This is a genomic window from Nitrospirota bacterium (assembly GCA_015233895.1).
In the GTDB taxonomy this organism is placed as follows: Bacteria; Nitrospirota; Thermodesulfovibrionia; order Thermodesulfovibrionales; family Magnetobacteriaceae; genus Magnetomonas.
Genome location: JADFXG010000004.1, coordinates 69,337 through 83,061, shown reverse-complemented (window position 1 = coordinate 83,061; position 13,725 = coordinate 69,337). Strand labels below are relative to the sequence as shown.

Sequence of the window (13,725 nt, the reverse complement as noted above, 5' to 3'; positions counted from 1 at the left end):
GGATAAATTGTATAATTGTAAATGGATAAAAATGACATTGATATTAGACAACGATTAATGTGCGAGGAGCGTTGGCAAATCGTCGTATTTTGCAATAGATGAAATTTTCTGAACGATATAATTATACTAAAGTTCGCGACATAGTTCAAATAGAGTCGATGGATGAGCCATTAAGAAATGGGCTGTGGTACTTGTTGCATGTCTGTTTTTGGAGTAAGGTAAAAGGACAATACATCACCTATTTCGGTGATCAATACAGCCTTTCAAATCCCTCGAATGAAAAAATCTATCACTTGTGTTTTTCCCTATGGTCTAACTACTTCAAGAAAGACATTGATAAATTAGATGACGACTGGGAAAAAGTTCGCAATTATATCAAGGAATATTTCTTTGAGTGTAAATGGTTCGAGGTTTATGACTTTATTGAATTTGTAGCAAGCAACTATAAAGGTAATAAAGAGTCGTTTATTGCACTCTGCAACCATCTATTAGAGGAGGAGGTATCAGCCTATAGATTTATTGATGGTATAATATCTCGGATCACTGAACCGCAAGAAATTGAGGCGATTGAACTTGCACTAAATAATACTCAGGATTCAGTTAAAACACATCTCCATAGATCACTAGAATTGTTATCTAACCGTGAAAATCCCGACTACCGCAATTCGATAAAGGAAGCGATATCTGCAGTTGAGAGTTTGGCCGCCATTACCGTTGGCGTTGAGAAAGGAACACTTGGTCAGTTGATCAAAAAACTTGAAGACAAAATAGAGTTGCACCCAGCACTCAAGTCAGCATTTAGCAGTCTTTATGGATATACGTCTGATGAAGGCGGTATCAGACACGCCCTTATGGAATTACCAAACGTACGCTTTGAAGATGCCAAGTTCTTTTTAGTTGTCTGTTCAGCATTCATAAACTATATCAAAGCGAAAGTTGACGCAAACTGCTAACACTTCCATGAAAGAATAAATTGCAGGCTTTAACACTGCCCCGCTCTGCCGGTCATTATACCCTTTACAAATGTGTTGTATTGTTATAGAATTGATTGTGGGAACAGTTTATGGTAAAAATATCTTTTAAAGAGTAATTTTGAATCACAGGGAGCCATAAAGGTGAATGTAAAAGTAATATTAGAAAAGGGTGAGGATGGATATTTTGTAACCCATTGCCCGTCATTGAAAAGTTGCTGGTCACAAGGCAAGACGCAGGAGGAGGCTCTGACAAATATTAAAGAAGCCATCGAATTGTTTTTGGAGTCGGCCCCTTAAAAATCCGGAGGTCTTAAAACTATGGAATCAGATATTTCAATCTACATGCAACGTTTATCAGAAATTTTTTCAGCGATAGATGCCGACTATAAAGCGGCGCAGGAGCACTACGGCGGCTTTACCTGTAGCGGCTGCACCGATAACTGCTGCACCACCGTGTTTAACCACTACACATTGCTTGAATATTTCTATCTCAGCGAGGGACTATCAAAAATAACCGATCAAACGCTTTTAAAAGTGATATTTATGCGAGCCGAGATGTACTTTAAAGAGGTGGCAAAGAACCCATTTAACATGGAGTCGTTAAGAATAATGTGTCCTCTTAACTTTAACGACAAGTGCATTGTGTATGAAAACAGGCCGCTTATCTGCCGCTCACACGGCGTCCCCTCTGTGTTAAAAGTAAACACAGCTCCAAAACAACAATGGCCTGGCTGTAACAGATTTAAGGAAAATTATGCCAAAAATAAAGACGGCAATTTTGAGCCCGACTTCTACTTTGACAGAACCTCACACTACTCGATGCTTGCCGCTCTTGAGAAACAACTCAGGATTGAGTTTACGTTTTTTCAGAAGATAAAGAAAACTGTAGCCGAAATGGTGCTTGACTACTTTAATGAGGAAATGGTTGATATCTCCACTTATGGCTGTTCCAAAACTACTATGACTGCACAGGGAGAAAATAGTTTATGAGTATCTCAGATGTAAGGGCAGCACTGTGGGGAGACAATAAACACACACATGGGCACATAACTCATGTGCTTCTTGATATGGACGGCACTCTTATAGATAAGTACTTTGACGATTATTTTTGGAAACATTTAGTACCTCAGACATATGCCGAAAGGCATAATATTAGTTTTGGCAGCGCCACAGGGCAAATCTTAGCTCTTTACAAACACCACGAGGGAACCCTCAACTGGACTGATATTGATTTCTGGACTGAGCAGTTGGGGATTGACATTCCTGCGCTTAAGGAGCAGATTCATCACCTTGTTGACGTGCACCCGCACGTTGAGGATTTCCTCAAAGAACTCAGAAAACATAAGAAACATGTGGTGCTGACAACAAATGCGCACTATAAGACAATAGCGTTTAAAATGAAAAAAACTGCTTTGGGCAAGTATTTTGATAAAGTTATCACCTCACTAGATATGGGTGTGCCGAAGGAGTATGAGGGATTTTGGATAAGTGCTCAACAAACGCTTGGATTTAATAAAAAAGACGTCCTCTTTATTGACGATACACTTGAGGTAGCACGTAGTGCGGCACACTACGGCATTGAATATGTGCTGATAAAAAACATGGCAAGCTCACGGGAGATAACGTCAAACAACAGCGAACTACGCTCCATTGACAGTTTTGACGAACTGTTGCCGGGGTAACACAAAATGATAGCACAAGAGCGGGTGGATTACCTTATAATTGGCAGCGGTGTGGCAGGGCTGCGGGCTGCCATAGAGTTAGCACCTCACGGCAGCGTTTGCGTTATAACAAAGGACGTTGTTAGTGAATCGTGCACGGAGTATGCTCAGGGTGGTGTGGCAGTGGCTTTAAGTGATGAGGACACAATAGGGATTCACTTTGAAGATACGATAAAGGCTGGGGATGGGCTTTGCAGAGAGGAGTCGGTAAAGGTATTAGTAGAGGAGGGGCCGGAGAGAATTGTAGAGCTTATGTCGTGGGGGATGGAGTTTGACAAAAGCGGCACAAAGCTTGAATTTACACTTGAGGCAGCACATTCAAGACGCCGGGTTTTGCACGCTCACGGGGATTCAACCGGCAGGGAGATAGAGCGGGTTTTAATAAGTAAGGCGCGTAGTTTTGACACTGTTAAGAAATATTCGTTTTCATATGTTCTTGATTTAATTGTAAAAGACGGGGTCTGTTACGGCGCTTATGTGATAAGAGACAACAATGTGGTAGCACTCCTTGCGAAAGCCACAATTTTATCAACTGGTGGAACCGGTCAGGTATTTTCACGTACAACAAACCCGGCTGTAGCTACAGGGGATGGTGTAGCCGTTGCTTTCAGAGCAGGGGCAGCAATAGAGGATATAGAGTTTGTTCAATTTCATCCAACGACACTGTATGCGCCCTCAGCGCCTCAGTTTCTGTTAACTGAGGCTTTGCGCGGTGAAGGAGCATTCATAAAAAACATACACAAAGAGCGATTTCTGAGGCTTTATCATCCCTCAGCTGAGCTCGCTCCACGAGATGTTGTTTCCAGGGCTATAGTGTCTGAGTTGGTGCGAACAAACAGCCAATTTGTATACCTTGACGCCACACATCTTGATAAGGACTACGTAAAGAGGCGTTTTCCCATGATATATACAACCTGCCTGAAATACGACATAGATATAACATCGGAGCTTGTACCTATTTCCCCTGCCGCACACTACATGATGGGGGGAGTAAAAACGGACAATTACGGCAGGACAAACATAAAGGGGCTTTTTGCTGCCGGAGAAGTGGCCGATACCGGAGTTCATGGCGCTAACAGGCTTGCCAGCAACAGTCTGCTTGAAGGGCTTGTGTTTGGCCAAAGGGCTGGGATGAGCGCCCTTAATGAAAACGTTGACTACTCCTTGTTTAAGCCTTCAGATATTGTGTTATCCTCTAAAATCGACACTATCGAGGAACCAGATGAGCTGAGAAGCCTTTTAAGGAAACTAATGTGGGAAAAGGCCGGTATTATCCGCTGTAACATATCGTTGACTGAGGCTTTTGGTGTTTTAGAAAAATGGGGACATATTTTAAATTCAAATTATATGACAAGATATGAAAACGAAATAAAGAACATGTTTCAGACATCGTTTCTGATAGTGACAGCAGCACTTTGCAGAAAAAACAGTATCGGAGCACATTTCAGATCGGATTTTCCTAAAAAAACTGATACCAGCCTTTACCATATAACACTAAAAAAGAATGAAACCCAAAATAACGGTATAGAAATAATCTGATTTGTTTTTACTCATTTTTAACAAACTTATAACAGAGGTGATTAAGAGATTCTTTTTAGCTTAATCGGCTGTTCTACTGAAAAAGAGGCGTTACCTAACTCCTCCCTGACTATCTGGCGAACCTTATCCTCGTCCGGTTTTTTGGCAAGTTCTTTTTTAATGCTTTTGACTTCTACGTCAAGCCCGTCAAAGCGTGTCTCCAGCCCGTCAAAGCGTGTCTCAAGCCCGTCAAAGCTTGTTTCAAGTTTGTCAAGTCTTGTCTCAATCACGTCAACTTTCTTGTTGAGTGCTTTAATACCCTCATTCATTGAGACTAAAATTGCGTCTCTTGCTTCGTCTGTTAACTTATCCACACTCCTAACGTAACATAAATCTAAATTTTTGTCAACATGCAAGATAAGTTCTCTTACAGGCTTACGCATGACAAATGTCTGTAAGAAAGCTTTTTAACAATGCGGCAATTTGTCTGTCCTCAAATGCCCAGCCTAGAGAGTTGTCCATGAGTATAAAATAGATGTTTTAAAAATTGTCGCTTTTTGATATAATTCTTCGTATAACGTTAAGTTCATTGGAATATTCTTAGAGCTATAAATACGTTAGATAAATTATAAGATTTCAAAAATCTTATCAAGAAAGCTGGTTTATACCAGGTAGGGACCCTATAGGTAATTTAAGATAAGGGAAATTGGTCATAGAAGTGAGCCTGTCAGTGTCATGATAGATGTCATTCAGAGCAGTGCAAAGTGTATCTGCAAGTCTGTCAAGGGATTAAAAGGTGATATTTGGGTATTAGGACAGACAAGAATCAAAGTCTTATAGCGAGTAATAGTTTAAAAAATTGTTTGGTTTATGTGACAAAAGTATTTTAATAATATATTACGATAAGTAAATGATATAATTAATGATATGAGCGTTGATAATGATTGCATAACGGTAGCCCGAAAAGGCTTTACAATACTGCCAGTTCAGATGTCTGAGGGTTGCGTATTAGCCCATGATATAACTGAAATAAGGCCCGGAGAGTTTAAAGGTCGGGCGTTTAAAAAGGGGCATGTTATCACAAAGTCCGATATAGAGCATCTGCAGAGGCTTGGCAAAGACAATATATATCTCCTTAAAATTGCAGACGATGAACTCCACGAAGATGATGCTGCACACGCACTGGCAAGTGCCATAATGGGAAATCCAGCGGAAACCGGAGTCATCCCCTCAGGTGAACCAAAAGAGGGCAAAATTGATTTCATAGCCGACAGAGACGGCCTGCTTGTCATTGATAAGGATGCCCTCACAAGGTTTAATATGACAGAAGATGTGATGTGTGCCACAATTCATTCAAATACTGTGGTCAAAACGGGTGTGAAACTGGGCGGAGTCAGGGCTATCCCGCTTGTCATAAAACGAACCAATGTTGAGAGGGCAGTTGCTGAAGCCAAAACCGCTCAAAATGGCGCTGTACTTAGGGTAAAAGAAATAAGAAGGCCGCGTGCCGGTGTTGTCATAACCGGAAACGAGGTGTTTTATGGCCGCATAAAAGACGCCTTTCTGCCTGTCGTAGAGCGTAAACTTGCCGCTTTCGGGGGCAAAATATTTGAGCATTTTTATGCTCCTGACGATGTTGACTATATTTACGAAAAGCTTATGTATCTGCTTGGCAGAGGGGCGGATCTCCTGATTACAACAGGTGGAATGTCGGTTGATCCCGATGACGTCACTCCTATTGCCGTTAAAAAACTACCAGTCAATCTCTATAACTACGGGACATCGGTGCTGCCCGGGGCCATGTTTTTAGTGGCATACATTGACGGCGCTAAATATCGGATGTTGGGTGGTAAAGACATTCCTGTGATGTGTATGCCCGGCTGCGGAATGTATAATAAGATAACGGTTTTCGATCTCCTGCTGCCCCGTGTGCTTGCAGGAGAGTTGATAGACAGACGTAAGCTTGCCGAGATGGCTCACGGCGGCTTTTGCCTGTCCTGCCCACAGTGTACATATCCTGTGTGTCCTTTTGGAAAATGATGGAAAACAGTATGCTCCTTAGAGATACCTTTGGCAGGGTCATAGATTACATAAGAATATCTATAACAGACAGATGTAATCTGAGATGTATCTACTGTATGCCGGATAGTGGTGCCGGATTGCTGCAAAAATCAGATATTCTCTCGTTTGAGGAAATCCTCAAATTCATAGAAGCTGCCTCGGAGGTTGGAATAAAAAAAATACGAATAACCGGCGGAGAGCCTTTGCTTAGACGTGATTTGCCAGATTTTATAAAATCAATAAAAGCCCTTGGCACGATAAACGATATCAGTCTGACCACAAACGGGCAGTTGCTGGGAAAATATGCACAAAAGCTCGCTGAAAGCGGTCTAAACCGTGTAAACGTGAGCCTTGATACATTAAATGCTAAACGATACTCAGACATTACCCGCGGCGGTTCTCTTGATAGCGTGCTCAATGGGATTAAAAAAGCTGAGGAGTCCGGCCTTTTACCAATTAAACTCAACATGGTGCCGCTTAGGGGAATAAATGATGATGAAATCGAGGATTTTGCACGGATTGCCATGACAACCGATTATCAGGTCAGGTTCATAGAACTTATGCCTGTTTGCATAACCGGAGAGGGGGATGGCAAAGGACGGCTTGTACCAATGGAGGAAATAATGAACCGTCTTAACGCCATGGGAACACTTGTTGCCCTGAAGTTAAGAAGACACGGCCCGGCAAGATACTATACGTTTGAAAACTCCCCTGGAGTAATTGGCATAATAAGCGGCGTTACCTGCCAGTTCTGCAGCGAGTGCAACAGGCTTCGGTTTACCTCAGACGGCAAACTCCGGCCCTGTCTATTTTCCAATATAGAGGTGGATTTTAAAACTCTTATCAGAAACGGCGCCTCAAAAGAGACTCTAAAATTGCTTTTACTTAACGCTGCACAGTTGAAGCCGGAAAAGCATGACACTAAGTTTAATCTCACAACTCTGTCCAAAATTGGAGGCTGAATGACTAACACATCTAAAAGAACAGGGCTCTTTGCTGTTATCTTATTTCTTATGTTGATCTCTAATGTTATGTTTGTATATATGAAAACAGGTGAAATTGAAAACGAAAACAGGATTATAAATTACGCCGGTATAGCAAGAGGAACCATCCAGCGAATAATTAAACTTGAGATGAATAGTGAAGATTATCAAAAACATCTTACTGACGTTGATTGGATTATTACTGCCCTTTCAGACAAAGACAGCATTCACTTAAGCGATAAAAATAAAGTTGAGTACGACAGGAGTATTTCAAGAATGAGTAAATCATGGGATGAGCTTAAAACCCTGCTTGTTAACCACAAAAACAATATGCCAAACGCTACAGAGCAAGATGTCGTTAAAAAAAGCGAAGACTGCTGGAATGTGGCTAACGAGGTTGTCTTTTCCATTCAACATCTGTTTGAGACCAGAGTCAAACGAATGAACTCAGTTGTGACTTTTACCGCCATTAATTTAGTATATTCCCTCGTTCTGATGTTTTTTATCAGGACTTTTTTAAAGGCACAGGATTGAGACAGTCTAACGAGGCATTAAGCTGCCTTTGTCTGAGCATCTCGTAAAGGCAAATGGCCGCTGATACGGAGACGTTAATGCTTTCGGCTTTACCATGCATTGGAATCATCACCTTAACAGTTGAATTGTTTATTAACACTCTGCTGATCCCCTCTGACTCCTGTCCAAAGATAAGTGCAAAGGGAGGTTTTAGTGGTGTTTCATAGAGGGGAACTCCGCCGCTAACCACCGTGGAAATTAGTGTTAGTTTAGTGTGATTAATCCATTTTAGGAATTCATCCGCAGTGGTCTTTGTAGTGCTAATATTAAATACGCATCCTGCCGATGCCCTGACACCCTTGGTGCTGAAAGGATCAGCCGTTCCGGGCAACATAATGGCTCCGCTTATTCCAAACGCCTCAGCGGTTCTCACAATTGTCCCCACGTTACCGGGCTCACTTATTCCGTCAAGGATGATATACACAGATTCAGAACATGGATTAAGGTTTAAGAGGTTGCATTCCGTTATTTTAAACAAAGCGGCAATTCCCTGTGGTGATTCGGTATCAGAAAGTTTATTCATAACGGGCTCAGATACCTCATAAATATCTGCGCATTTTTGCGATATTTTTTCGATGAGGGATTGATTTGCCATGTTATTTAGAAACTCTGGCGTGATAAACACTCTCTGTGGTATAGCAGTTGACATAAGTGCCGTCTCAATTACCCGTTTGCCTTCAACAAACACAGAGTCTTTATAGTCAGGGTTTTTTCTTTGCCGTCTGACAACAGCATCTTTTATCTTTTCGTTTTGTACGGATTTTATTATATCTTTTATATAGAGATGCTTCATCGGATTGTCAGTGTTTGTCTTAGATTTAGATATTTATAAGACTATCATAACACATTAAACATCATTAAGTAGAATTTCCCGAAAAAAACATATTGACAAGTACCGCACAGATAATGTAAAACATATCTATGCCAGGTACTTATGTGCCAACAGATTACCTGCCAGTGCTGGTTTTTTTGATTATAGCGCTGGGGTTTGGTTTAGGAGCGTTGCTTTTTGGCTTCTTGTTGCGTCCAAGGAGGCCATATGCTGAAAAACTCTCCCCCTACGAATCCGGTATGCTGCCTGAGGGTGAGCCCAGACAGAAATTCACTGTCAGATACTACATCATAGCCATTCTGTTTGTTGTGTTTGACGTTGAGGCCGTTTTTATGTACCCATGGGCTGTAGCGTTTAATAAAATAGGGCTTTACGCATTTGTTGAGATGATGCTCTTTATTCTGATTCTTGCCGTAGGTTACATATACGCATGGAGAAAGGATGCCTTTGTCTGGGATTAGTTTATTAATTTTAATATTTAGTGTATAATACAACGCCTTCCGGATAGAAGGCTTTAGTAAAAAGAGTACGCACAAAGGGAGTTTAGAAGGAATAGGAAGATGATAGATACCTCGCTTGGCTTAATTGACGTAGAGGAGGGAATCAGGATAATTCCCGGCGCTAACACAATAATTACTTCACTGGATAAGTTGATAAACTGGGGGAGGCTGTCCTCCCTGTGGCCAGTGACCTTCGGACTGGCATGTTGCGCCATTGAAATGATGACCACAGGCTCAAGCCACTACGACCTGGACAGGCTTGGAATTATATTCCGCGGCTCGCCGCGGCAAGCTGATTGCATAATAATAGCCGGCACTGTTACAAAGAAAATGGCCCCGGTTGTCAGAAAAGTCTATGACCAGATTCCCGAACCAAGATATGTTATCGCCATGGGCAGTTGTGCCTGTACGGGGAATGTTTACAGGTCATACTCGGTGGTTCAGGGCTGTGATACGTTTTTGCCGGTTGATGTCTATATACCAGGCTGTCCGCCCAGGCCGGAGGCTCTGATTGACGGAATTATCAGGCTGCAGGATAAGATGAGAACTGAGAGAATGAGATGGAGCCCGCTGAAATAGCCTCTAAAATTAAAGAACTCTATCCAGCTGATGTTGTTGATGTGAGGGACTTCAGGGGACAGTGCGCTTTGGTTGTTAAAAAGGACGATATCCTGGAAATCCTGATGCGGCTGCATGACGATCCGGAGTTTAATTTTGATTTCTTGAAAGACCTCTGCGGAGTTGACTACTTAAGCAAGAGAACTCCCCGCTTTGAGGTTATCTATCAGCTTTATTCAATACAACACAAACATATGATTCGCATTGCGGTACAGGTGCCAGAGAAATCCCCGTCACTGGAAAGCTGTGCCTGTATCTGGAACACAGCCAATTGGCATGAACGTGAGTGTTACGACATGTACGGAATTGTTTTTGAAAACCACCCGGACCTCCGGCGTGTGCTTATGCCTGAGGACTGGGAGGGTTACCCGCTCAGAAAGGACTACCCAGTTGAGGGACCTGAGGAGGAGTGGCGCGGGTTTAAAGAGGTTTTGCAAAAACACGAGGAATATAAAAAGTACGAATGGAACCGCTGAAAGATTTAAAGACCAGAGAGTTGGTACTGAACATGGGCCCCCAGCATCCTTCAACTCATGGAGTGCTAAGGCTTAAGCTGGAGCTGGACGGTGAAACCATAAGAAAGTGCACCCCCTATGTTGGTTATCTTCACAGAGGAACCGAGAAACTGGCCGAAGGGATGACCTATATACAGTGTATGCCGCTTACGGACAGACTTGACTATATATCCTCTATGACTAATAATGTGGGCTACTGCCTGGCTGTGGAACGGCTTTTCGGAATCGAGGCTCCTCTTAGGGCCAAATATATACGCACCATTGTTTCTGAAATGTCAAGGCTTTCAAGCCATCTGCTCTGGCTTGCCACACACGCGCTTGATATTGGCGCTATGACTGTTTTTCTCTATGCTTTCAGAGAAAGAGAGGTCATTATGGATTTGTTTGAGATGCTCTGCGGGGCGCGCCTTACGGTCACCTACCCAAGAATTGGTGGCGTAAAAAACGACTTTACACAGGAGTTTATAGATAAGCTGTATGATTTTCTACTGGATTTTCCCTCTAAAATTGAGCAATATGAAACCCTCATAAATGTTAACAGGATTTGGCTTCAGCGTACTGTAGGAATTGGTGTAATATCTGCGGCGGATGCCATAAACTGGGGACTTTCCGGTGCCACGCTCAGAGGCTCCGGGGTTAATTACGACATTCGAAAACACTTCCCCTATGATGCTTATGATCTCGTAGAGTTTGCCGTGCCGATAGGTAAAAATGGCGATGTTTACGACAGGTACCTCTGCCGGGTTGAGGAGATGAGGCAATCAGTTTTGATACTTAAGCAGTGTGTGGAAAAGCTCCCTACAGGACCGATACTGGCTCCCGATGCGCCTAAGTTTACGCTGCCTCCGAAAGACAGAGTGTTAAATGAGATGGAATCTCTCATTCATCAATTTACTTTAATCACAAAGGGCCCTATGACAGCCCCCAAGGGCGAGATATATGTTGCCACGGAGGCGCCAAAAGGTGAGTTGGGCTTCTTTATAGTAAGTGACGGCACCGGCAGGCCCTACAGGATGCGGGTTCGTTCACCGTCTTTTATACACGTTTCTGTGTTGCCGGCTCTTTGTGAGGGCGGCCTCATAGCGGATGCTATAGCTAACATTGGTTCGATTGACGTTGTGCTTGGCGAGTGTGACAGGTAAGTCAAGGAGGATGAGTATGGAATTTAAAGATATTTTTGAAAAGTTTGATATTTTTAATGGTCTTGATGAGACGGAGAAAAAGCTTATAACCGGACTGTTTAAAAGAACGTCTTTTAAACAGGATGAAGAGATATACAAAGAGGGTGAGGATGGCGGCACTCTGTATTTCCTTACAAACGGTAAAGTCAGAATTTGTAAGATGTCAACAGAGGGAGATATTCTGCCGTATGCTGTGGTGAAGGCCGGTGAAACATTTGGCCTTATGTCTTTTGTGGACGGCTCTAAGCACTCGGCTATTGCACTGGCGGATAAGGACTGTGAAGTTGTAAAAGTAGATAAGCGTGATGTTGAAGAGCTTATGGAGCATGACCCCAAAATGGCTGCTAAGGTCTATAAAGTTATAGCCATACATCTGTCTGAGATAATCAGGTCGATGAATAACCAGTACATGGACCTTACTACATACATGTTCAGGAAAGGATAGCAAGAGCACGCGATGACACAGGTAACAGCAGAGCGGCTGAAGATATTAAGAGGGAAGATCTACGAACTGATGGAGCTCTATCCCTCCTATCAGGCAGCGCTTTTGCCGTCTTTCTTTGCAGCAGAGGAAATTTTTGGATTTATCAGCCCTGAGGCAATCGGAGAGATTTCAAATGTAACCGGTGTGCCTGCTGCGGAAATCAGGGGAGTTGCCAGCTTCTATGCCATGTATAAAACTAAACCCATGGGGCGGCACATTATTCAACTCTGTACAAATGTGTCCTGTATGATTGAAGGGGCCTATAGCCTGGTTGAATACTTAAAAGAGAAATACGGGTTGACTCCTGGTGGCACAACACCTGATGGCAGATTTTCCCTGGTTATAATGGAGTGTATTGGCGCCTGCGGCACAGCCCCTGCGATGATATTGGATACTGATTCTTATGAAAATCTGACAAAGGACAGGCTGGACACTTTGCTTGAGAGTTATAAGTGATGACATATGAATTTCTGAAACATTGGGGGCAACCGTGGATGAGAGGATAATATTAAGGAACACCGAAGATCCTCATAACGCCTCAATTGCGGGCTATATGGCTTATGGCGGCTACAAAGCTTTGGAGCAGGCTGTGGGCGAGATGACCCCGCGGGATATAATAGATGAGATAAAGAGCTCCGGTCTGAGGGGACGCGGTGGAGCCGGATTTCCAACCGGTATGAAATGGCAATTTGCATCCCTTGATCCGAAATTCCCCAAATATCTGGTTTGTAACGCAGATGAGGGAGAGCCTGGCACATTTAAAGACAGACCAATTCTTGAACACAACCCTCATCTTTTAATCGAAGGGATGATTATATCCGCTTACGCACTGCAATCTACCAGAGGCTATATATACCTCAGAGGTGAATACCCTCATGCAAAAAGAATACTTGAAAGAGCCATCGAGGAGGCTTTGGCCAGTGGTTATCTCGGTAACGATATACTGTCAAAACATTTTAGGTTTAATCTTACGGTACACTCAGGTGCCGGAGCTTATATCTGTGGCGAGGAGACGGCTCTTCTTGATTCCCTTGAGGGCAGGCGAGGGCTGCCAAGGCTAAAACCACCATTTCCTGTAAATTCAGGACTGTGGGGAAAGCCTACGATTGTTAATAATGTTGAAACATTTGCCAATATTCCATACATTGTCTCACAAGGTGCAAAGGCGTATGCCTCAATAGGGGTTAAAGACTGTCCCGGACCTAAACTTTTTTCCGTAAGCGGCAGAGTCAATAAACCCGGTGTCTATGAGCTTCCTATGGGAATATCCCTGAGAGAGATAATTTATACCCACTGTGGCGGCATTAAAGGCGGCGGTGCGCTTAAGGGAGTAATTCCCGGCGGCATCTCAACCCCGATAATTGCCCCTGAGAATATAGACTGCCCCATGGATTTTGTCCACTTGCCTAAGTACGGTTCTATGCTTGGTTCAGGCGCTGTTATGGTCTTTGACGATACAGTGTGCATTGTGAGGGTCTATGAGCGTGCTATGAAGTTTTTTGAACACGAATCCTGCGGAAAGTGTACGCCATGCCGTGAGGGTACGGCGTGGATGAGAGCAATCCTTGGGCGTATCGAGCGGGGGGATGCCTCAGAGCGTGATCTTGAAACTCTTCAAGATGTGGCTGAAAACGTGACCGGAAAGACTTTTTGCCCATTAGGTGACGGGGCAGCCGGAGTGCTTCTGGCTGCTATGAAAACATACAGGGAAGAGTTTGAGTACCATATAAAAAATAAGAGATGTAAAGTGCAATGATAAAGTATA

17 protein-coding genes are annotated in these 13,725 nt (G+C 43.1%); 15 read left to right on the top strand and 2 right to left on the bottom strand.

Annotated elements, in window-relative coordinates; all coding sequences use genetic code 11:
- The first annotated feature begins 98 nt into the window (after positions 1-98).
- From HQK88_05085 to nadB, 5 genes are all read left to right on the top strand, one after another.
- Positions 99-953, top strand: a complete 855-nt coding sequence (locus tag HQK88_05085) for a hypothetical protein (GenBank protein ID MBF0616178.1) — start codon at positions 99-101, stop codon at positions 951-953.
- Positions 954-1,115: 162 nt separating this feature from the next.
- Positions 1,116-1,271 carry a type II toxin-antitoxin system HicB family antitoxin gene (locus tag HQK88_05080; GenBank protein ID MBF0616177.1) on the top strand — a complete coding sequence of 52 codons (156 nt, stop codon included), beginning with the start codon at positions 1,116-1,118 and terminating at the stop codon, positions 1,269-1,271.
- A gap of 21 nt (positions 1,272-1,292) precedes the next feature.
- Positions 1,293-1,964, top strand: a complete 672-nt coding sequence (locus HQK88_05075; GenBank protein ID MBF0616176.1) for a hypothetical protein — start codon at positions 1,293-1,295, stop codon at positions 1,962-1,964.
- A complete protein-coding gene (locus HQK88_05070; GenBank protein MBF0616175.1) occupies positions 1,961-2,656 on the top strand; it encodes an HAD-IA family hydrolase in 696 nt (231 codons plus the stop codon). The genes HQK88_05075 and HQK88_05070 overlap by 4 nt, the downstream gene beginning before the upstream one ends.
- 6 nt (positions 2,657-2,662) lie before the next feature.
- Positions 2,663-4,234 carry an L-aspartate oxidase gene (gene nadB, locus HQK88_05065; protein MBF0616174.1) on the top strand — a complete coding sequence of 524 codons (1,572 nt, stop codon included), beginning with the start codon at positions 2,663-2,665 and terminating at the stop codon, positions 4,232-4,234.
- Positions 4,235-4,275: 41 nt separating this feature from the next.
- On the opposite strand, the gene HQK88_05060 is transcribed toward nadB, so the two are convergent.
- Complete coding sequence (locus HQK88_05060; protein MBF0616173.1) at positions 4,276-4,587, bottom strand: hypothetical protein; 312 nt, start codon at positions 4,585-4,587, stop codon at positions 4,276-4,278.
- Between the two features lie 553 nt (positions 4,588-5,140).
- Between HQK88_05060 and HQK88_05055 the strand changes: the two genes are divergently transcribed.
- The 3 genes from HQK88_05055 to HQK88_05045 are packed head-to-tail and all read left to right on the top strand — an operon-like array spanning position 5,141 to position 7,791.
- Positions 5,141-6,253, top strand: coding sequence for a molybdopterin-binding protein (locus HQK88_05055; GenBank protein ID MBF0616172.1), 1,113 nt, complete (start codon positions 5,141-5,143; stop codon positions 6,251-6,253).
- The gene (gene moaA, locus HQK88_05050) at positions 6,250-7,236 is read left to right on the top strand and encodes a GTP 3',8-cyclase MoaA (protein ID MBF0616171.1); all 987 of its coding nucleotides are present in this window, start codon (positions 6,250-6,252) and stop codon (positions 7,234-7,236) included. Before HQK88_05055 ends, moaA begins: the two co-directional genes overlap by 4 nt.
- Positions 7,237-7,791 (top strand): hypothetical protein, encoded by a 555-nt coding sequence (locus HQK88_05045; GenBank protein ID MBF0616170.1) that lies wholly within the window; start codon positions 7,237-7,239, stop codon positions 7,789-7,791.
- On the opposite strand, the gene HQK88_05040 is transcribed toward HQK88_05045, so the two are convergent.
- A complete protein-coding gene (locus HQK88_05040) occupies positions 7,763-8,623 on the bottom strand; it encodes an RNA methyltransferase (protein MBF0616169.1) in 861 nt (286 codons plus the stop codon). The genes HQK88_05045 and HQK88_05040 overlap by 29 nt on opposite strands.
- Before the next feature lie 128 nt (positions 8,624-8,751).
- Between HQK88_05040 and HQK88_05035 the strand changes: the two genes are divergently transcribed.
- From HQK88_05035 to nuoF, 7 genes are all read left to right on the top strand, one after another.
- Positions 8,752-9,123 carry an NADH-quinone oxidoreductase subunit A gene (locus HQK88_05035; protein ID MBF0616168.1) on the top strand — a complete coding sequence of 124 codons (372 nt, stop codon included), beginning with the start codon at positions 8,752-8,754 and terminating at the stop codon, positions 9,121-9,123.
- A gap of 99 nt (positions 9,124-9,222) precedes the next feature.
- Complete coding sequence (locus HQK88_05030) at positions 9,223-9,741, top strand: NADH-quinone oxidoreductase subunit B (GenBank protein ID MBF0616167.1); 519 nt, start codon at positions 9,223-9,225, stop codon at positions 9,739-9,741.
- Complete coding sequence (locus HQK88_05025; protein MBF0616166.1) at positions 9,723-10,256, top strand: NADH-quinone oxidoreductase subunit C; 534 nt, start codon at positions 9,723-9,725, stop codon at positions 10,254-10,256. The genes HQK88_05030 and HQK88_05025 overlap by 19 nt, the downstream gene beginning before the upstream one ends.
- Complete coding sequence (gene nuoD / locus HQK88_05020; GenBank protein MBF0616165.1) at positions 10,244-11,437, top strand: NADH dehydrogenase (quinone) subunit D; 1,194 nt, start codon at positions 10,244-10,246, stop codon at positions 11,435-11,437. Before HQK88_05025 ends, nuoD begins: the two co-directional genes overlap by 13 nt.
- Before the next feature lie 16 nt (positions 11,438-11,453).
- Positions 11,454-11,921 carry a Crp/Fnr family transcriptional regulator gene (locus HQK88_05015; GenBank protein MBF0616164.1) on the top strand — a complete coding sequence of 156 codons (468 nt, stop codon included), beginning with the start codon at positions 11,454-11,456 and terminating at the stop codon, positions 11,919-11,921.
- Positions 11,922-11,933: 12 nt separating this feature from the next.
- Positions 11,934-12,416 (top strand): NAD(P)H-dependent oxidoreductase subunit E, encoded by a 483-nt coding sequence (locus HQK88_05010; protein MBF0616163.1) that lies wholly within the window; start codon positions 11,934-11,936, stop codon positions 12,414-12,416.
- A gap of 34 nt (positions 12,417-12,450) precedes the next feature.
- Positions 12,451-13,716 carry an NADH-quinone oxidoreductase subunit NuoF gene (gene nuoF, locus HQK88_05005; GenBank protein MBF0616162.1) on the top strand — a complete coding sequence of 422 codons (1,266 nt, stop codon included), beginning with the start codon at positions 12,451-12,453 and terminating at the stop codon, positions 13,714-13,716.
- Positions 13,717-13,725: the final 9 nt, after the last annotated feature.